This window comes from Streptomyces sp. Ag109_O5-10 (assembly GCF_900105755.1).
Classification (GTDB): Bacteria; Actinomycetota; Actinomycetes; order Streptomycetales; family Streptomycetaceae; genus Streptomyces.
This window is the reverse complement of sequence record NZ_FNTQ01000001.1, coordinates 2,531,530-2,550,273: the sequence shown is the minus strand read 5'-3', so window position 1 is coordinate 2,550,273 and position 18,744 is coordinate 2,531,530. Positions and strand designations below refer to the sequence as shown.

The window sequence follows — 18,744 nt, the reverse complement described above, 5'->3', positions numbered from 1 at the left end:
TGGGACGAGCGGAATCCCGGGAACGCCGTTGCCGCTGTGGACTCCCGTCGCCTCACGGACGAGGCGGCGGGACGATGGATTCGCCCCACTTTCCACACTTTAAGGACACCTCATGAGTTCTGCTGACCTGACCGGACGCGTGGCCCTGCTGACCGGCGCGACGAGCGGCATCGGCGCCGCGACCGCGACACTGCTCGCCGAGCGTGGTGCGCACGTCCTGGTCGCGGGGCGCGACGCGGACCGTGGCGAGCGGGTGGTGGGCGCCGTCCGGGAGCGCGGCGGCAAGGCGGACTTCCTGGCGGCCGACCTGCGGGACGCCGACTCGGTACGGCGCCTGGCCCGCGAGGCCACCGCGCTGGGCGGCGGCCGCGTCGACATCCTCGTCAACAATGCCGGCGTCTTCCCGTTCGGGCCGACGGCACAGACGCCCGCGGACCAGGTGGACACCGTCTACGACCTGAACGTGAAGGCGCCGTTCTACCTGGTGGGCGAGCTCGCCCCGGCCATGGCCGAGCGCGGACAGGGCGCCATCGTCAACGTCAGCACCATGGTCGCCGAGTACGGGCTCGCGGGGATGGCGCTGTACGCGTCGAGCAAGGCGGCGGTCAACCTGCTGACCAAGTCCTGGGCCGCCGAGTTCGGCCCGCAGGGGGTGCGCGTCAACGCCGTGGAGCCCGGCCCCACCCGCACGGAGGGCACGGCCGTCATGGGCGACGACCTGGACGCCCTGGCCGCCCAGGCCCCCGCCGGCCGGCCCGCCGAGGCGCGCGAGATCGCCGAGGCGATCGCCTTCCTGGTGAGCGACGCGGCGAGCTTCGTGCAGGGCGCGATCCTGCCGGTCGACGGCGGCCGTACGGCCGTCTGACGGGCCCCGTAAGGGCCGGCCTGTCCGACGGATCGCGTCAGGGGCGGCCCGTCTGACGGATCGCGTCAGGGGCGGCCCGTCTGACGGATCGCGTCAGGGGCGGCCCGTCTGACGGATCGCGTCAGGGGCGGCCCGTCTGACGGATCGCGTCAGGGGCGGCCCGTCTGACGGATCCGGTAAGGGGGGTCCGCTACTCCCGCGCCGACCGGTCCAGTGCGGCGACGAACCGGCCCAGGTCCCGGCGGCGGGAGTCGGCCGGCCACACCGCCCAGGTGCGCCGCACCAGCGGCGTCCCGGCCAGCGGTGACCAGGACACATGGTCGGGGAGCGGCTGCTGCCAGCCCGGCGGGGCCAGCGCGAAGGCCTGCCCGGAGGCGACCGCGGCCAGTTTCACGTCGGCGATCAGCGCCTGACCCTCGGGGGCCTCGGGGCCGAGATCCAGGCCGTGGCCGCGCAGGACCGCGGTCAGCTCGTCGTACCAGGCGGGACTGCCGGCGCGCGGGAACCCGACCCACCGCAGGGTCCCGAGCGCGTCGAGCGGGATGCCGTCGGGTCCGGCGAGCTCGGCGGCCTGCGCGGCGGCGACCAGCACACCGAGCTTCTCCCGGGCGACGAGCAGCGCGTCGAACTCCGGCCCGGACGGCCGCTCCCGCAGAAAGCCGACATCGAGTTCACCGGCCCGCAACGCTGCCAGTTGCTCGGCCGTGGACAGGTGCCGGGCCTGCACCCGGGTCTCCGGATGCGCCGCGGCGAGTTCGGCCAGCGCCGGGTCGAGCAGCCCCGACGGCAGCTCCAGGGGGATCCCGACGCGCAGCGACCCGCCGCCCGGACCGGCGTACCCGGCCATCACCCGCACCGCCCGGTCGTGCCGGGCGAGCACCGCCCGCGCCTCGCCCAGCAGCGCGGTCCCCGCCTCGGTGGCCTTCACCCCGCTGCTCCCGCGCACCAGCAGCCGCACCCCCAGCTGCCGCTCCAGCCCGCTGATCGTCTGGGACAGCGCGGGCTGGCTCACATGCAGCCGCCGGGCGGCGGCCGACAGCCCGCCCTCCTCCACCACCGCGACGAACGCCCGCAACTCCCGCAACTCCATGCCGACATGCCATCACGGCCACGGACCGGAGTCACGCGGGGGCGGTCGACGTCGCGGGCGACCCCGTCCCTGTCGGAAATGGCCCTTGTCTGCGGCTTTCTGTCCTGAACGGGACAGTGGCGGACCTCTCGGGCGTGGCCATGTACGACGGTGAATAACCGGAGCAGCGGTATTCACCGGCCGGTATACGCGTCATCGAGGATCGGAGTCGACTGTCGACATGGCGGCAGCGGCCGCCCGCAGTGACGGGGGACCCGGTTCGGTCGCGCACCGGATCTGCGTCGCTGGCGGCGCGGTCCTTTCCGCGCCGGGCGGTTGCGAAAGATCTTCGTAGGAACTCGCGGCGTCGCCCAGGGGCTCCGGCGCCGACCACGGCCGCGTAGGGCGACGACCACGGACGAGTAAGGTGACCCTAAGTTTGATGTGCTGTCGTTGGTGAGGGCGGACGGAGGCTCGATGACCGAGGTCGCAGGCACACCGCGCAGGCCGGCGCTGACGCTCGGCCGGGTGCGGCTGGGGGCGGGCGGGCCGCTGGTCGGGGTGCGGGTGGCGGACGGCAGGGTCACCCATGTGGTCCCGGACCGGGGGGCCGTGGCGCCCACCGGGCCGGTCGCGGACGAGCGGGTCCTCGACCTGGACGGGCGCGTCCTGCTGCCCGGCCTGTGGGACGCCCACGTCCACCTCGCCGAGTGGGCGAGCGCACGCCGCCGGCTCGACCTCACCGGCACCGCGTCCGCGCGCGAGGTCGCCGACCGGGTGCGCGCGCACGGCCGTACGGCGCCCGGCGCGGGAACCGTGCTGTTCGGGTACGGCTTCCGGGACGGCCTCTGGCCCGACGCCCCCGACAAGCGACTCCTCGACGCGGCCCTCCCGGACCGGCCGGCCGCCCTGGTCAGCGCCGACCTGCACGCCGTGTGGCTGAACTCCGCCTGCCTGGCGCTGGTCGGCCGCGGCGACCACCCGACCGGACTGATCCGGGAGGCGGAGGGCCACGAGGTCCTCTCGGCCCTGCCCGAGGTGCCGGCCGCGACACTGGACGACTGGATCGCCGACGCCTGCCGGGCCGCCGCCGCCCGCGGGGTCAGCGGGGTCATCGACTTCCAGTACGGCGACACCGTGGGCGCCTGGGAGCGGCGCTCGGCACAGGCCCCGCCCGCCGTACGGGTGTCCGCCGCCGTCTACCCGAGCCACCTGGACACAGCCGTGGCGCGCGGGCTGCGCACCGGCTCCGGAATCGGCGCGCCCGGCGGCCTGGTGCGGGTCGGCCCGCTCAAGCTCTTCACGGACGGCTCGCTCAACACCCGTACCGCGCTGTGCCGGGACCCCTACCCGGGGCTCGAGGACTCCGACGGCTCGCACGGCATCGAGCAGACGGCACCGGACGAACTGGTACGGCTCATGCGCCGGGCCGCCGCCCACGGCATCGAACCGGCGGTGCACGCCATCGGCGACCGGGCCAACACCGTCGCCCTGGACGCCTTCGAGGCGGTGCGCTGCCGTGGCCGGATCGAGCACGCGCAGCTGCTGAGCCCCGAGGACCTGCCGCGCTTCGCCGAGTTGGGGGTCACGGCAGGGGTGCAGCCGCGGCACGCGACGGACGACCGCGACGTGGCGGACCGGTACTGGGCCGGGCGCACCTCACGCGCCTTCGCCTACGCCGACCTGCTGGCCGCCGGGGCGCGGCTGGAGTTCGGCTCCGACGCGCCCGTCTCGCCGCTGGACCCCTGGCTCGCCGTCGCGTCGGCCGTCACCCGGACCGACGACGACCGTCCCGCCTGGCATCCCGAGCAGCGCCTGACGGTGCGGGACGCGCTGGCCGCGGCGGCCCGCGGACGCCGGCTCATCAGGGTCGGGGACCCCGCGGACCTGGTGGTCGTGGACGTCGATCCACTGACGGCGGACCCGGACACGCTGCGCGCGATGCCGGTGCACGCCACGATGACGGCCGGGCGCTGGACCCATGGGCCGTACTGACGGCGCCCGCCTCCGAGGGGCTCGGACAGACCCCGTGGCCCGGACGGGACCGTACCGTCCGGGCCACGCGGTGGGGTCCGTCATGCCGGCACCGCCGTCCGGTAGGTCTCGTGGGTCCGGGCGAGTTCCGTGTGGGTGCCCTTGGCGCGGACCCGGCCGCCGTCCAGCAGCGCCACCCGCCCCGACGCGCTTGGCGTCCTCGGTGGCGACGTCGGCCGGCTCGCCGTCCCGGAGGCGGCCCGCCTGGGCCCGGTTGTCTCTGCGCGGCGGGCGTCGCCTGCTCAGGCTCTGCACAGGTCCCGGTCAGGCCGTGAGCGGGTCCGGCGAGGTCCGCTGCGGTTGAACAGCGCGCCGAAGGGGCGCGGGGAACTGCGCGAACGGCCACGACGGTGCCGGACCCGACTGACGGCATTCCTTCCCGTCGACCCCGTCTACCCCGTCGGCCCCGCAGTCCAGGCGGACGGCCGTCGGCCGGGAGAGCGGCCGTCGCCGTGACTCCGGGAGGGAGCCGTGTCCGAACCGGACGTCCCAGTAGCCGCCTCGCCAGGTGAGGAGGACGGTGTCCAAGGGCGGCACGGACAGATGCCAGAACGTTCTCGCCGGCATGGCCAGAGCACGGATGAGCACGGCTCGGACGACGGCCGCCTCGGTGACCACCACCGTGTGGCCCGTGCCACGCGCCATGCCGCTCAGCCAGTCCGCCGACCGGCGGCAGAGCTCGCGTACGGATTCTCCGCCGTGGGGCGCGGCATCCGGATCCGTGCGCCAGGCGCTGAACCCGTCGGGGTCGGCCGCAGCGACCTCACCGACGGTGCGGCCGCGCCAGTCGCCCACGTCGAGATCGCGCAGCATGGGCTCGGGCACCGCCGTCAGGCCGAGGGCGTCGGCGGTCTGGGAGCAACGGGTCGAGGGCGTCCGGACCGCCTGCCCATGCAGCGAGAGCACTGCTCTCGCGGCGGCTGTCAGGCGCAGGTCGCGCTCGCTCAAGGGGGCGTCGCCGAGCAGCGGGTCTGGAGTGGCGTCACCGCAGGGCGCGCGCAGAAGCGTCAGGTGGATCGACATGGGACCGGCCTCCTTCTTGGGCCACGCGGTGCCTCACGTGCTCCAGAGTCGGCGCAGGCCCCCCGCCCGGACCATCCGCCAAGTGGCCGGAACCACCCCGCCGACTGGCCGGCCGGCCCCCAGCCCGGCCGAACCGGCACGGACAACGGCCACCGCTCAACGGCCACGGGCCACGGGCCACCGGCCACGGGCCACCGGCCACCCTGGCCGGCGGGCCCCCCAGCCCGGCCGAACCGGCACGGGCAACGGCCACCGCTTACCGGCCACGGGCCACGGGCCACCGGCCACCCTGGCCGGCCGGCCCCCAGCCCGGCCGAACCGGCACGGGCAACGGCCACCGCTCAACGGCCACCGGCCACGGGCCACGGGCCACCGGCCACCCTGGCCGGCCGGCCCCCAGCCCGGCCGAACCGGCACGGGCAACGGCCACCGCTCAACGGCCACCGGCCACGGGCCACCGGCCACCGGTCACCGGTTCCGCTCGACGGGCAGTTCGAGGCGGAGCTCGTAGCCCCCCTGGGCCGTGGGGCCGGACGTGACCGTGCCGCCGAGCAGCTCCGCGCGCTGGGCCAGGCCGACCAGGCCGTTCTGGGCGCTCGGCAGGGCGACGGCGGGCCCGGTCGGGGCGGTGTTGGCGACGGTGGCGCACAGGACTCCGTCCCGGTGGCTCACGCGGACGGTCGCCGCGGCGCCGGGGGCGTGCTTGCGGACGTTGGTCAGCGCCTCCTGGACGGTGCGGTAGACGGCGCGCTGCACCGTGGGCGGAAGCTCCTCCGGCAGGTCGGTCTCCAGCTTCGCCTCGATGCCGCTGGCCTCGACCAGATGGTCCAGGTCGGCGAGCGAAGGCTGCGGGGTGAGCTCCGTCGGCCTGCTGCCGGAGGCCCGCAGCACTCCGACCATGTGCCGCAGTTCCTCCAGGGTCTGCACGCTCAGGCGGCGGATCGTGGCCGCCGCCTGTCGCGTCTCGGTGTCCCGGCCGCTCACCTGGAGCGCTCCGGCCTGTACGGCGATGAGACTGACCTGGTGGGAGACCACGTCGTGCATCTCCCGGGCGAGCTGGGCGCGCTCCTTCGCCAGCACGCTCTGGGCGGTCAGCAGCCGCTCCTGCTCACGGGCCTCGGAGATGTCCGCGAGCCGCAGCGACAGTTCGCGCCGGGCCTGGACCAGCTGGCCGAGGAAGACCGGGGCGGCGGCGGTGGCCAGCGTGTAGCTGAGGTGGAACAGGCTGTTCGTCTGGGACAGCTCGGTGGCGTCCAGGGACGACCACGGCCAGGGCAGGAAGTCGATGATCGCGTAGGCCAGCGCGCAGCCGCCCAGCAGGGACCGGTGCCGGTTGAGGGAGGAGAGCGTGTACAGCGCGGCCATGGGGGCTACCACCGCGTCGGTGACCAGGGCCGTGGGGAGCGTGAGGACGAAGGTCGTCAGGGGCAGCCGGTGCCGCAGCATCAGGGCGACGGCGCCGAGCAGCGCGCAGAAGGCCGCCGGCTGGTCCTCGACCCCGAGGTGTGCCCAGGAGTCCGCCAGTGCGATCCCGACGAAGCCGATGTCGAGGAGCACGCTCGACGGCGGCCGGGAGCTCACCGGGCGCCCTCGTCCTGCGAGGGGGCGAGCAGGCCCGCGCGTTCCGCGATGAGGGCCGCCTGGACACGGCTGCCCACCCGCAGTTTGCCGAGCACGTTGGTGACATGGCCCTTGATGGTGCCGGTGCTCAGGTGCAGCCGCTCGCCGATCTCGTTGTTGGCGAGCCCTTCGGCCATGAGGACGAGCACGGCGCGTTCCCGCTCGGTGAGCCGGGCGGTGAGCCGGACCGCGGCGGGCTCACGCACGCTGTTGTCCAGGTAGCCGCCCACCACCAGGCGGGTGACCTTGGACGACAACACGGTCCCGCCCTCGGCCAGGGTGCGCACCAGATGAGGCAGCTGCTCGGGATCGGTGTCCTTGAGCAGGAACCCGGCGGCGCCCGAGCGCAGCGCGGTCGCCACGTATTCGTCGGTGTCGAACGTGGTGAGCATGGCGACCACCGGAGCCTCGGGCATGCGGCGGAGCTCGGCCAGGATCGTGAGCCCGTCCACGTCCGGCATCCGGATGTCGAGCAGGACGACGTCGGGCCGCAGCTCCCGCACCGTGTGCAGGGCCTGCCCGCCCGCCACCGCCGCGACGACCTCGATGTCGTCCGCCGTATCGAGAATGTGCGTGAAACCCGTGCGGATCAGGGCTTCGTCGTCGACCACCAGTACCCGGATCACGTGCGCTCCGCTCGTCGCATGCCCGGTCGATGCGTACCCCGCCGCCGCCTACCTTCCGGTGGCCGGCACGGAGAACCCGCCGGTTGGCCGCGCGACCTCAGCCGGTCGGCGGGACGCCCGCCGCCACGGCGGTGAGCCCACCGGCTCGGCGCACCGGCTCCGCGCACCGCGTCCCCGGCCCGCCCGTGGCGCAGCCGGGACCTGCGCACGCGCCTTACTACGCTGAGCGACGGGGAGACCACACGGCCCAGGACAGATCGGGAGACCATGGCCCTCGACCTAGACATCGACCGCATCCGCGAGCTCGTCGACGTAGGCGTCCGCGACAAGGTCTACCCCGGCGCCGTCTGGGCCGTCGGCGACCACTCGAACATGGCCATCGGTACCCCCGGTGTCCTCGATCCCGACCGGCCCGACGAACCGATGCGGCACGACACCGTCTTCGACGTCGGCGCCCTCACGCAGATCCTCGCGGTGTGGCCGGCCGTCGGAACCCTCGTCGAGGACGGCACGCTGCGGCTCGACGCGGAACTGGGCGACCTCTGGTCCGCGGTGCGCGGCCGCCCCCTGGCCCGGGTGACCGTCCGCCACCTGCTCACCCACACCGCCGGCGTTCCCCTCGGCGCCGACCGGCACCCGGACACCGGAGACGGCGTCCTCCACGACGCGGTACGCCGTCCGCCCGGGGAGGCCGTGGAGTACACCGACCGCGCCGCCCTCGTCCTCGGCCGCCTCGCCGAGGAACTCTCCGGCCGGCCCCTCGACGCCCTCGCGGCCACCCGCGTGTGGCAGCCCCTCGGCATGACACGCACCTGCTACGGCCCCCTGCCCGCCGAGGCGGCCGCCCGCTGCGCGCCGACCGAACTCGACGCCACCGGCTCCCGCCTGCGCGGCACCGCCCACGGCTCACCGGCACACCCACAGGGCGGCGTGTTCTCCGTCCTCCCCGACCTCGCGGCCTTCCTCCGCCACCTGCTCCAGCCGGGACGCCACGGCGGACAATCCGGCTTCGGCCCCGCCTGGGTCCAGGAGTCGCTGCGCATCCACACCGGCGGCCTCACACCCCCCGGCGGCCTGTTCTGGCGCCCGGCACCGGGAACCGACGACATCTGGATGCCCCACGGCTCCCCGGGAGCAGGCGCGTGGCTCTCTCCACAGCAGGGCCGCTGGGCAGTCCTGCTGACCAACGAGCTCTACTACACGAGGGACCCCGCCCCCCTCGCCCGCATCCGCGACACCTTCCCCATCCTCGCCTTCGCCTGACGGCGCGGCCCCGCCGCAAGGGCCGGGGCAGCGGTCTCCGGGGACCGCCTACCCTTGACCCATGACCATCAGCAGCGACCGGAGCCCGGTAGTGGACGTTCAGGCACCCAGGACATACGAAGTGCGCACTTACGGGTGCCAGATGAACGTCCACGACTCCGAGCGATTGTCCGGGCTGCTGGAGGACGCCGGGTACGTGCGCGCCCCCGAGGGGGCCGACGGGGACGCCGACGTGGTCGTGTTCAACACCTGCGCGGTCCGGGAGAACGCCGACAACCGGCTCTACGGCAACCTCGGGCGGCTCGCGCCGAGGAAGGCGTCCCGTCCCGGCATGCAGATCGCGGTCGGCGGGTGCCTGGCGCAGAAGGACCGCGACACCATCGTGAAGAAGGCGCCCTGGGTCGACGTCGTCTTCGGTACGCACAACATCGGCAAGCTGCCGGTCCTGCTGGAGCGCGCTCGGGTCCAGGAAGAGGCCCAGGTGGAGATCGCGGAGTCGCTGGAGGCGTTCCCCTCCACCCTGCCGACCCGCCGGGAGAGCGCCTACGCGGCGTGGGTGTCGATCTCCGTCGGCTGCAACAACACCTGCACCTTCTGCATCGTCCCGGCCCTGCGCGGCAAGGAGAAGGACCGCCGCACCGGGGACATCCTCGCCGAGATCGAGGCCCTGGTCGCCGAGGGCGTCTCCGAGATCACGCTGCTCGGCCAGAACGTCAACGCCTACGGCTCCGACATCGGCGACCGCGAGGCCTTCAGCAAGCTGCTGCGGGCCTGCGGGACCATCGAGGGCCTGGAGCGGGTCCGGTTCACCTCCCCGCACCCGCGTGACTTCACCGACGACGTGATCGCGGCCATGGCCGAGACCCCGAACGTGATGCCGCAGCTGCACATGCCGATGCAGTCCGGCTCGGACACCGTCCTGAAGGCGATGCGCCGCTCGTACCGGCAGGAGCGCTACCTCGGGATCATCGAGAAGGTGCGGGCCGCCATCCCGCACGCCGCCATCACCACCGACATCATCGTGGGCTTCCCCGGCGAGACCGAGGAGGACTTCGAGCAGACGATGCACGCCGTGCGCGAGGCCCGCTTCACGCAGGCCTTCACCTTCCAGTACTCCAAGCGGCCCGGCACCCCCGCCGCGACCATGGAGAACCAGGTCCCCAAGGAGGTCGTCCAGGCGCGCTACGAGCGTCTCGTCGCCCTCCAGGAGGAGATCTCCTGGGACGAGAACAAGAAGCAGGTCGGCCGGACGCTCGACCTGATGGTCGCCGAGGGCGAGGGCCGCAAGGACGGCGCCACCCACCGCCTCTCCGGCCGCGCCCCCGACAACCGCCTGGTCCACTTCACCAAGCCCGACCAGGACGTCCGCCCCGGCGACGTCGTCACGGTCGAGATCACCTACGCCGCCCCGCACCACCTCCTCGCCGAGGGCCCGGTGCTCGGCGTCCGGCGCACCCGCGCCGGCGACGCCTGGGAGAAGCGGAACGCGGCCGAGGCCGCCAAGCCGGCGGGCGTGCTGCTGGGGCTGCCGAAGATCGGCGTGCCGGAGCCGCTGCCGGTGGCGACCGGAGGCTGCGCGGCGCACTGAGACGCGCCATACTCCTCGGGGCGATCAGGAGCGGGGGCGGAGCATGGCGCGCTGGGTGGTGGTCGTGCAGTTCGGGACCGGGGAGCAGCACCGGGTCGAGGAGGTCACCCGCTTCGAGAGCACCCCGGAGCAGGCCCGGGCCACCCTCTACGAGGTCGCCTGCACCCACATGCCACGCCGTGGCCTGCGCCAGCAGCGCCGTGAGGTGTTCCGGATGGGGGACGGGGACGCGTACTACGTCCACATCAACGGCTTGATGTCCACGTGGCGGGTGTTCTACCGGCTGGCGGAACTGGCGTGGAGCAGCGGTCCCGCGCCCGTTTACCAGCAGTAGGCTGCCGATCATGCTTGTCGCAGCAGCAGTCTGCCCCTGTCCGCCCGTCCTCGTCCCCGAGGTCGCCGCGGGAGCCGCGCCCGAGCTGGACGCCGCGCGTGCCGCCTGCGCAGACGCGCTCGGGGTGCTCGCCGCCGCCCGGCCCGACCTGCTGGTGGTGGTGGGCCCCGCCGAACGGTCGGGGCGGGGTGCGTTCCCGCAGGGCAGCAGGGGCACGTTCCGGGGCTTCGGGGCCGAGGTCGACGTACGGCTGGGCGGCGGTCCGGAGGCGGTCGGCGGGCGCGAGCTGCCGCCCTCGCTCGCCGTCGGCGCCTGGCTGCTGGAGCGCACCGGCTGGGCCGACGCCCCCATCGAGGGGCTCGGCGTCGGCGAACCGCTGGAGGCCGAGCGGTGTGTCCAGGCCGGCCGGGAGATCGCCGGCCGGGCCGCACGCGTGGCGATGCTGGTCATGGGCGACGCCAGCGCCTGCCGCACCCTCAAGGCGCCGGGCTACCTCGACGAACGGGCGGCCCCCTTCGACGCCGAGGCCGCCCGGGCGCTCGGCGCGGCCGACATCGAGGCGATCAAGGCCCTCGACGCCGACCTGGCGTACCAGCTCAAGGCCGCTGGCCGCGCCCCCTGGCAGGTCCTGGCCGGCGCGGCCGAGGACGCGGACCTCGCCGGAGCGCTCCTCTACGACGACGCGCCGTACGGCGTCTGCTACCTGGTGGCGACCTGGTCCTGAACGGGATCAAGGCCCTGGAACGGGTGAAGGCCTGCCGGAACGGGTGAAGGCCTGCCGGAACGGATGAAGGCCCGCCGGAACGGGTGAACGCCCGCCGGAACGGGTGAACGCCCGCCGGAACGGCGGACGGCCGGGAGTCGGGTGACTCTCGGCCGTCCGCCGATCTGCTCCGGGACCCGCCCGGCTCAGGAAGCCGACGGCGGCCCCTCCGGCCGGGTCGGGGCGGTGGGGCCGGGCGTCGTACCGCCCATGGCGTCCGGGTGCACGAACCGGTCCATGGCGCCCTTGGCCCTGCCCGTACCCGTCTGGATCTTGTCGCTGTACTTGCCCTTGGTCTTCTCGTCGACGACCCGCGCGGCCTTGTCGATGCCGTGCTGGAGCTTGTCGACCTTGTCCTCGTGCTGCTGCGCGAAGTGAGAGGCCTTGTCCTTGGCCGGGGCGAGCTTGGCCTTCAAATTGTCCAAAAGACCCATGGTTACCTTCCCTATGGCTTCCCCTCGCGGACCGTTATGTCCGGGCGTCCTCGCCGGCCTCGTTGTCGGCGGCCTCCTTGGCGGACTGCTGCTTGGGGATCTCGGTGTTGTCGGCGGCGGCCCCGGCGCAGTCCGGCTCCGTCCGCGCGTCCGCGTCCCGGCCGTCGTCCTCGCCGGAACCCTTCGGCGCGGCCTCGGCCTCGGCCGCCTCCTGCGCGGCGTTCTCCGGTGCGGGCCCCTCGGGCTCGGCAGCTGCCGACGCCTTGACCTCCGGCTCTTCCGGGGTCCTCGGCTCTTCCGACGCCTTCTGCTTCTTCCCAAAGAACCGTGCAAAAACGCCCATACCAACTCCATACGTTACTCGTGCGAGCGAAATCCCGCGTGACCCCGGTGCGTCCGATTGCGCCGGACCGGTCGCGGCCTCTCGGCGGCGGTGGCGGGACCTCCCAACGGGCAACGAAGCCGGACACGCTCCGTCACGTAACTCGTTCGAGAGCCGCCTGCGAGGTTTGCGAGACTGGTGCGGTGAGCAGCGCACCCCTCGCCCCCCGTGTCATCGCCGTCGTCGGCCCCACCGCGGCCGGAAAATCCGACCTCGGCGTCTTCCTGGCCCAGCGTCTCGGCGGCGAGGTCGTCAACGCCGACTCCATGCAGCTGTACCGGGGGATGGACATCGGCACCGCCAAGCTGACGCCCGGGGAGCGCGCCGGCGTCCCGCACCACCTGCTCGACATCTGGGACGTGACCGTCACCGCCTCCGTCGCCGAGTACCAGCGGCTCGCCCGCGCCCGCATCGATGCCCTGCTAGCCGAGGGCCGCTGGCCGATCCTGGTCGGCGGCAGCGGGCTGTACGTCCGCGGCGCCATCGACAACCTGGAGTTCCCCGGCACCGACCCCGAGGTCAGGGCCCGCCTGGAGGACGAACTCGCCCTGCGCGGTTCCGGCGCCCTGCACGCCCGGCTGTCCGCCGCCGACCCGGAGGCGGGCCGCGCGATCCTGCCCAGCAACGGCCGCCGTATCGTCCGCGCACTGGAGGTGATCGAGATCACCGGGCGTCCCTTCACCGCCAACCTGCCCGGCCACGACTCGGTCTACGACACCGTCCAGATCGGCGTCGACGTGGCCCGCCCCGAACTCGACGAGCGCATCGCGCTGCGCGTCGACCGGATGTGGGAGGCCGGACTCGTGGCCGAGGTGCGCGCACTGGAGGCGCACGGGCTGCGCGAGGGACGCACGGCCTCGCGCGCCCTCGGCTACCAGCAGGTCCTGGCGGCGCTCGCCGGCGAGCGCACCGAAGCGGAAGCCCGGGCGGAGACCGTCCGTGCCACCAAGCGCTTCGCGCGCCGCCAGGATTCATGGTTCAGGCGCGACCCCCGGGTGCACTGGTTGAGTGGGGCCGCGGCGGACCGTGAAGAACTTCCGCGGCAGGCCCTGGCGTTGGTCGAACGACCGGTCACAGCCTGATCACGTCATGGCATCGGGATGCGCCACCGGTCATCGAGGCCTCCGGCGCCGTGCCATCATCGAGCTTCGATCGCAAGTGGAGTCCTAGGTTGGGAGGGCGCGTGGCGATGGAGGCCGGCCCTCGCGACACCGCACACGACACCGAGCACGTCGCCGTCGAGGCCCTGGAACCGGGTGCCGACGACGAGGGTGAGGGGCGACTCTCGCCGGACGGTCCGGACGACACGGTGGGCGGCGGCGTCACCGCCGACGGCCCCGAGCCGGAGGAGATGTTCGCGAGCGGTCCCGAGGTCGAGGTCGAGCTCCGCCCGCAGCGCCGCCTGCGCCTGTGGCAGCTCGCCCCCATCGTCGGCCTGGCCGCGGTCGGCTCCCTGATGTTCGCCTTCCCGCTGGCCTTCGACTTCGGCGACAGCGGCGCGGTGATCGCCATGCTGGGCCTGCTGATCTGCTCCTGCGCGGCCGGCTGGGGAATGATGGCCGCGCGGAAGGTCGGTTACACGTGGCCCGGCCTCCCGGCACGGGGCTCGGGCCGCAGGCCCGACTGGCGCGTGGTGATCGGATACGTGGTCCTGGTGGCGATCGTGGTCGTCCTGGCGGTATGGCGCGTGGCACGCCTGCGCTGACGTAAGCCTGCGCTGACGTACACCTCGCTGGAAGCGCCCCGTAAGGGGCGCGGGGAACTGCGCGACCAGCCCCCACCGAGCCCGCACCCGAACCACCGCCGGACCACCCCTCCCCCCTCCCTTACCCTCGAAGAATGAGCATCCCCTTCCTCAAGGGCCACGGCACCGAGAACGACTTCGTGATCGTCCCGGACCCCGACAACGCCCTGGACCTCACCCCGGCCGCCGTAGCCGCCCTCTGCGACCGCCGCGCCGGCATCGGTGCCGACGGCGTGCTGCACGTCGTACGGTCCGCCGCGCACCCCGAGGCCAAGGGGATGGCCGCCGACGCCGAGTGGTTCATGGACTACCGCAACGGCGACGGCTCGGTCGCCGAGATGTGCGGCAACGGCGTCCGCGTCTTCGCCCGCTACCTCCAGCACGCCGGCCACGTCACGGAGGGCGACCTCACCGTCGCCACCCGCGGCGGCGTCAAGACCGTGCACATCGCGAAGGACGGAGACGTCACCGTCGGCATGGGCAGCGCCCGCCTCCCCGAGGGGGACGTGGCCGTGAGCGTCGGCGACCGCACCTGGCCGGCGCGGAACGTGAACATGGGCAACCCGCACGCCGTCGCCTTCGTCGAGGACCTCGCCGACGCCGGCGACCTCCACACCCCGCCCCCCTTCAGCCCCCCGTCGGCCTACCCCGAAGGGGTCAACGTCGAGTTCGTCGCCGACCGCGGCCCCCGCCACGTCGCGATGCGCGTGCACGAGCGCGGCTCCGGTGAGACCCGCTCCTGCGGCACCGGCGCCTGCGCCGTCGCCGTGGCCGCGGCCCGCCGCGACGGCGCCGACCCCTCGGTCACCGGCACCCCGGCCACGTACACCGTGGACGTGCCCGGCGGACGGCTCGTCATCACCGAGCGGCCCGACGGCGAGATCGAGATGACCGGCCCCGCAGTGATTGTCGCCACGGGCGAGATCGACACCGAGTGGCTGGAAAACGCCGTCCGCTGAGTCGGCCGCAGGTCGGGAACCGAGGTCAGGGCCGTCCTCCAACACCTGGATCCACGGCCCGCGTTGCCGCCCCTGGCGAGAAACGTCGGCCACCCCCCGAACAGGTGGCGCAAAATCGTAAACCTCGAAATCGTCGCTCGATTGGGTGATCCGTTTCACGCTGGGCGGGAGCCGGTCAATCGGGCGCGATGGGCTCGATAGCATCAAGCACCGGCACGGACGGGGGAACGTCGCCAATCCCTGAGCCTCGTATGCCCTGGGGCCCCGTCCACCGGTCCACGAGCCGGAGGTGCCCATGAGTGCGGAGGCCACGAACCCTGCGACGCCCGGTCCCGGAGCGCCCGCGGCGGCGGTCCGCAGGAAGGCCCGCCCCCGGATCGACCTGCGCCGACTTGGCCGGGCCGCGCTGCTCGGCAACGCCGCCCGCGGCAGACTCCCCGACGCCATCGGCCACGTCGCCGAGGCGCACCGCGCCCACTACCCCGACGCCGACCTCGAACCCCTGCGCCGCGCCTACGTCCTGGCCGAGTCCTCGCACCGCGGCCAGATGCGCAAGAGCGGCGAGCCGTACATCACCCACCCCCTCGCGGTCACCCTCATCCTGGCCGAACTCGGCGCCGAGACAACGACCCTGACGGCCTCTCTGCTCCACGACACCGTCGAGGACACCGACGTGACGCTCGACCAGGTGCGGGAACAGTTCGGCGAGGAGGTCCGTTACCTGGTCGACGGGGTGACGAAACTCGAGAAGGTCGACTACGGGGCCGCCGCCGAGCCCGAGACCTTCCGGAAGATGCTCGTCGCCACCGGCAGCGACGTCCGGGTGATGTCGATCAAGCTCGCCGACCGTCTGCACAACATGCGCACCCTGGGCGTGATGCGCCGCGAGAAACAGGAGCGCATCGCCAAGGTCACCCGTGACGTCCTCATCCCGCTCGCCGAACGGCTCGGCGTGCAGGCGCTCAAGACCGAGCTGGAGGACCTGGTCTTCGCCATCCTGCACCCCGAGGAGTACGAGCACACGCGGGAGCTCATCGCCGAGAACGCGGCCCGTGCCGACGACCCCCTCGCGGGTATCGCCGAGGAGATGCGCGGGGTCCTGCGCGAGGCCGACATCCCCGCCGAAGTCCTCATCCGGCCCCGGCACTTCGTCTCCGTCCACCGGGTCAGCCGCAAACGCGGCGAGCTGCGCGGCGCCGACTTCGGCCGGCTCCTGGTACTGGTCAACGAGGACGCGGACTGTTACGCCGTCCTCGGCGAACTGCACACCTGTATGACCCCGGTGGTCTCGGAGTTCAAGGACTTCATCGCGGTACCGAAGTTCAACCTGTACCAGTCGCTCCACACGGCGGTCGCCCGCGCCGACGGACAGGTCGCCGAAGTCCTCATCCGCACCCACCAGATGCACAAGGTCGCCGAGGCCGGCGTCGTCGCCCTCGGCAACCCGTACGCCCCGGCCGCCGACACCCCCGCACCCGGGACCGCCACCGAGACCGCCGGCGCGGCCGCCCCGGCCGACGGCGAGCGCGCCGACCCCACCCGGCCCGGCTGGCTCTCCCGCCTCCTCGACTGGCAGAAGGCCGCCCCGGACACCGACACCTTCTGGTCCACCCTGCGCGAGGACCTCGCCCAGGACCGCGAGATCACCGTCTTCCGCCCCGACGGCGGCACCCTCGGCCTCCCCGAGGGCGCCACCTGCGTCGACGCCGCCTACGCCCAGTACGGCGAGGACGCCCACGCCTGCATCGGCGCCCGCGTCAACGGCCGCCTCGCGACCCTCAGCACCGTCCTCACGGACGGCGACACCGTCCAGCTCCTGATGGGCCAGGACCCGGCCTCCGAGCCCTCCCGGGAGTGGCTGGAGCACGCCCACACCGCGGCGGCCCGGATCGCCATCCAGCGCTGGCTCGCCGCCCACCCGGACAGCACCGAGGAACCGCCCGACCCCGCCCCCAGCCGCCCCGTACCCGACTTCCCCGCCTCCGGCACCGCCCCCCGCACCGCCAGCGCCGTGGTCACCGACCGCCCGGACGCGACCGTACGGCTCGCCGGCTGCTGCACCCCGGTACCGCCCGACGAGGTCACCGGTTTCGCCGTGCGCGGGGGAGTGGTCACCGTGCACCGCGTGGAGTGCGCCTCGGTGGCGCACATGAAGAGCACCGGGCGCCCCGAGACGGCCGTGAGCTGGGGCGACAGCAGCGGCTGCCGGGTCACCCTGGTCGCCGAATCGTTCGGCCGGCCCCATCTGCTCGCCGACCTCACCGAGGCGATGGCCCAGGAGGGTGCCGAGATCGTCTCGGCGACCGTGGAACCACCCAGCCAGCAGCGTGTCCGGCACACGTACACCGTGGAGCTCCCCGACGCGGCCCACCTGCCCGCCCTGATGCGCGCGATGCGCAACGTGCCCGGCGTGTACGACGTCGGCCGAGCGCAACACCAGTGACCTACTCGTTCGAGTGGATCGGACGCGCGTCGGCGCCGTGAGTGCGGGGTGTGCTGGTAGCGGTGGTTCATGCCGCTCACCCTCCGCACCCGCCCGTCACGGCGTGCCACCCGACCGCTCCGGCACCGGCGGGCCGCCGCCCTCCTCGCCTCCGCCGTCTCCGTCGCCCTCCTCGGCGCGAGCGCCCCGCCGGCCCCGCTCGGCGTCGGCGACCGGCTCTTCCCGTACCTCGGCAACCCGGGGTACGACGTGGCGTCGTACGACCTCTCCTTCACCTATCCGGGCAGCAACGACAAGCCGCTGCAGGCCGTGACCACCATCGACGCCCGCGCCACCACCGACCTGGACCGCCTCAACCTCGACTTCGCGCACGGCAAGGTCGAGTCCGTCGAGGTCGACGGTCGGCCGGCCGCCTTCGCCGGTGCCGGTGAGGACCTGGTCGTCACGCCGGACGAGCCGCTGCGCCGGGGCGACTGGACGCGGATCACGGTGAAGCACACCAGCGACCCGGTCTCCGCCAAGGGCCAGGACGGCGGCTGGGTGCGCACCACCGACGGGCTCGCCATGGCCAACCAGGCCGACGCCGCCCACCTGGTCTTCCCGTGCAACGACCACCCGTCCGACAAGGCGATGTTCACCTTCCACGTGACCGCCCCGAACGGCTACACCGTCGTCGCCAACGGCCTGCCCACCGGCGCCGTCCGCACCGACGGCCGGACCACCTGGACCTACCGCACCCTGCACCCCATGGCCACCGAGCTGGCTCAGGTCTCCATCGGCCGCTCCGCCGTGCTGCACCGCGCCGGACCGCACGGACTGCCCGTGCGGGACGTCGTCCCGAGCGCCGACGCCAAGAAGCTCGAACCCTGGCTGGCCAAGACCCCGGACCAGATCGCCTGGCTGGAGAGCAAGGTCGGCACGTACCCGTTCGAGACGTACGGCGTGCTCATGGCGCAGGCGTCCACCGGCTTCGAGCTGGAGACCCAGACCCTCTCCCTCTTCGAGAAGAACCTGTTCACCGAGCCCGCGTACCCCAAGTGGTACATCGAGTCGGTCATGGTGCACGAGCTGTCCCACCAGTGGTTCGGCGACAGCGTCAGCCCACGCGTCTGGTCCGACGTCTGGCTGAACGAGGGCCACGCCACCTGGTACGAGGAGCTGTACGCGGAGGAGAAGGGCAAGCAGCCCATGATCAACCGCATGAAGGCCGCCTACGGCGCCTCCGACCGCTGGCGCGCCGCCGGCGGGCCGCCCGCCCTGCCCAAGGCCCCCGACCCCGGCCAGAAGATCAGCATCTTCCGCCCCAACATCTACGACGGCGCCGCCCTCGCCCTCTACGCCCTGCGCCAGGAGATCGGCAAGCCCGCCTTCGAGCGCCTGGAGCGGATCTGGGTCCAGCGGCACAGGGACGCCACGGCGACGACCGCCGACTTCGTCCACCTGGCCTCCGCGGTTGCCAACCGCGACCTCACAGGCTTCTTCGACGCCTGGCTGTACGGCGCGAAGACCCCGCCGATGCCCGGCCACCCGGACTGGAAGCAGGTCCCGGCCTCGAAGAAGCGGACCAAGAAGTGACGGCGGCGCGGCCCCCGGAATA

The 18,744-nt window shown here is 73.5% G+C and carries 17 protein-coding genes; 11 read left to right on the top strand and 6 right to left on the bottom strand.

The genetic code is table 11. The annotated features are described in order from the left end of the window. The first annotated feature begins 112 nt into the window (after window positions 1–112). A complete protein-coding gene (locus tag BLW82_RS11645) occupies window positions 113–865 on the top strand; it encodes an SDR family NAD(P)-dependent oxidoreductase (RefSeq protein WP_093498721.1) in 753 nt (250 codons plus the stop codon). Window positions 866–1,055: 190 nt separating this feature from the next. Here BLW82_RS11645 and BLW82_RS11640 read toward each other — a convergent pair whose 3' ends face one another. Continuing rightward, window positions 1,056–1,955 (bottom strand): LysR family transcriptional regulator, encoded by a 900-nt coding sequence (locus tag BLW82_RS11640; protein ID WP_093498720.1) that lies wholly within the window; start codon window positions 1,953–1,955, stop codon window positions 1,056–1,058. Between the two features lie 456 nt (window positions 1,956–2,411). Here BLW82_RS11640 and BLW82_RS11635 point away from each other — a divergent pair, with 456 nt between their 5' ends. Then, a complete protein-coding gene (locus BLW82_RS11635) occupies window positions 2,412–3,929 on the top strand; it encodes an amidohydrolase (RefSeq protein ID WP_093498719.1) in 1,518 nt (505 codons plus the stop codon). 303 nt (window positions 3,930–4,232) lie between these two features. On the opposite strand, the gene BLW82_RS11630 is transcribed toward BLW82_RS11635, so the two are convergent. From BLW82_RS11630 to BLW82_RS11620, 3 genes are all read right to left on the bottom strand, one after another. Further along, window positions 4,233–4,991 carry a histidine phosphatase family protein gene (locus BLW82_RS11630; RefSeq protein WP_093498718.1) on the bottom strand — a complete coding sequence of 253 codons (759 nt, stop codon included), beginning with the start codon at window positions 4,989–4,991 and terminating at the stop codon, window positions 4,233–4,235. Window positions 4,992–5,459: 468 nt separating this feature from the next. Beyond that, window positions 5,460–6,572, bottom strand: a complete 1,113-nt coding sequence (locus BLW82_RS11625) for a sensor histidine kinase (protein WP_093498717.1) — start codon at window positions 6,570–6,572, stop codon at window positions 5,460–5,462. Beyond that, window positions 6,569–7,237, bottom strand: coding sequence for a response regulator (locus tag BLW82_RS11620; protein ID WP_093498716.1), 669 nt, complete (start codon window positions 7,235–7,237; stop codon window positions 6,569–6,571). Before BLW82_RS11620 ends, BLW82_RS11625 begins: the two co-directional genes overlap by 4 nt. A gap of 267 nt (window positions 7,238–7,504) precedes the next feature. Between BLW82_RS11620 and BLW82_RS11615 the strand changes: the two genes are divergently transcribed. The 4 genes from BLW82_RS11615 (at window position 7,505) to BLW82_RS11600 (ending at window position 11,146) form a co-directional block, all read left to right on the top strand. Then, window positions 7,505–8,500 carry a serine hydrolase domain-containing protein gene (locus BLW82_RS11615; protein ID WP_093498715.1) on the top strand — a complete coding sequence of 332 codons (996 nt, stop codon included), beginning with the start codon at window positions 7,505–7,507 and terminating at the stop codon, window positions 8,498–8,500. Between the two features lie 61 nt (window positions 8,501–8,561). Beyond that, window positions 8,562–10,088 carry a tRNA (N6-isopentenyl adenosine(37)-C2)-methylthiotransferase MiaB gene (gene miaB, locus BLW82_RS11610; protein ID WP_093498714.1) on the top strand — a complete coding sequence of 509 codons (1,527 nt, stop codon included), beginning with the start codon at window positions 8,562–8,564 and terminating at the stop codon, window positions 10,086–10,088. Window positions 10,089–10,131: 43 nt separating this feature from the next. Beyond that, window positions 10,132–10,422: a hypothetical protein gene (locus BLW82_RS11605; protein WP_093498713.1), complete on the top strand. Its 291-nt coding sequence runs from the start codon at window positions 10,132–10,134 to the stop codon at window positions 10,420–10,422. 10 nt (window positions 10,423–10,432) lie between these two features. Continuing rightward, window positions 10,433–11,146, top strand: a complete 714-nt coding sequence (locus BLW82_RS11600) for a class III extradiol dioxygenase subunit B-like domain-containing protein (protein WP_093498712.1) — start codon at window positions 10,433–10,435, stop codon at window positions 11,144–11,146. Window positions 11,147–11,331: 185 nt separating this feature from the next. Here BLW82_RS11600 and BLW82_RS11595 read toward each other — a convergent pair whose 3' ends face one another. Both BLW82_RS11595 and BLW82_RS11590 read right to left on the bottom strand, forming a co-directional pair. Next, a complete protein-coding gene (locus BLW82_RS11595; protein ID WP_093498711.1) occupies window positions 11,332–11,619 on the bottom strand; it encodes an antitoxin in 288 nt (95 codons plus the stop codon). A gap of 34 nt (window positions 11,620–11,653) precedes the next feature. Then, entirely contained in the window at window positions 11,654–11,962 is a 309-nt protein-coding gene (locus BLW82_RS11590) for a hypothetical protein (RefSeq protein ID WP_093498710.1), read from the bottom strand. Window positions 11,963–12,144: 182 nt separating this feature from the next. Between BLW82_RS11590 and miaA the strand changes: the two genes are divergently transcribed. The 5 genes from miaA to BLW82_RS11565 all read left to right on the top strand — a co-directional run bounded on the left by miaA (window position 12,145) and on the right by BLW82_RS11565 (window position 18,722). After that, window positions 12,145–13,083, top strand: coding sequence for a tRNA (adenosine(37)-N6)-dimethylallyltransferase MiaA (gene miaA, locus BLW82_RS11585; RefSeq protein ID WP_093498709.1), 939 nt, complete (start codon window positions 12,145–12,147; stop codon window positions 13,081–13,083). A gap of 107 nt (window positions 13,084–13,190) precedes the next feature. Beyond that, window positions 13,191–13,706 (top strand): hypothetical protein, encoded by a 516-nt coding sequence (locus tag BLW82_RS11580; RefSeq protein ID WP_093498708.1) that lies wholly within the window; start codon window positions 13,191–13,193, stop codon window positions 13,704–13,706. Between the two features lie 134 nt (window positions 13,707–13,840). Further along, the gene (gene dapF / locus BLW82_RS11575; RefSeq protein ID WP_093498707.1) at window positions 13,841–14,704 is read left to right on the top strand and encodes a diaminopimelate epimerase; all 864 of its coding nucleotides are present in this window, start codon (window positions 13,841–13,843) and stop codon (window positions 14,702–14,704) included. Between the two features lie 295 nt (window positions 14,705–14,999). Next, window positions 15,000–17,147 carry a RelA/SpoT family protein gene (locus BLW82_RS11570; RefSeq protein WP_093498706.1) on the top strand — a complete coding sequence of 716 codons (2,148 nt, stop codon included), beginning with the start codon at window positions 15,000–15,002 and terminating at the stop codon, window positions 17,145–17,147. A gap of 69 nt (window positions 17,148–17,216) precedes the next feature. Then, a complete protein-coding gene (locus BLW82_RS11565; RefSeq protein WP_093498705.1) occupies window positions 17,217–18,722 on the top strand; it encodes a M1 family metallopeptidase in 1,506 nt (501 codons plus the stop codon). The last annotated feature ends 22 nt before the right edge of the window (window positions 18,723–18,744 follow it).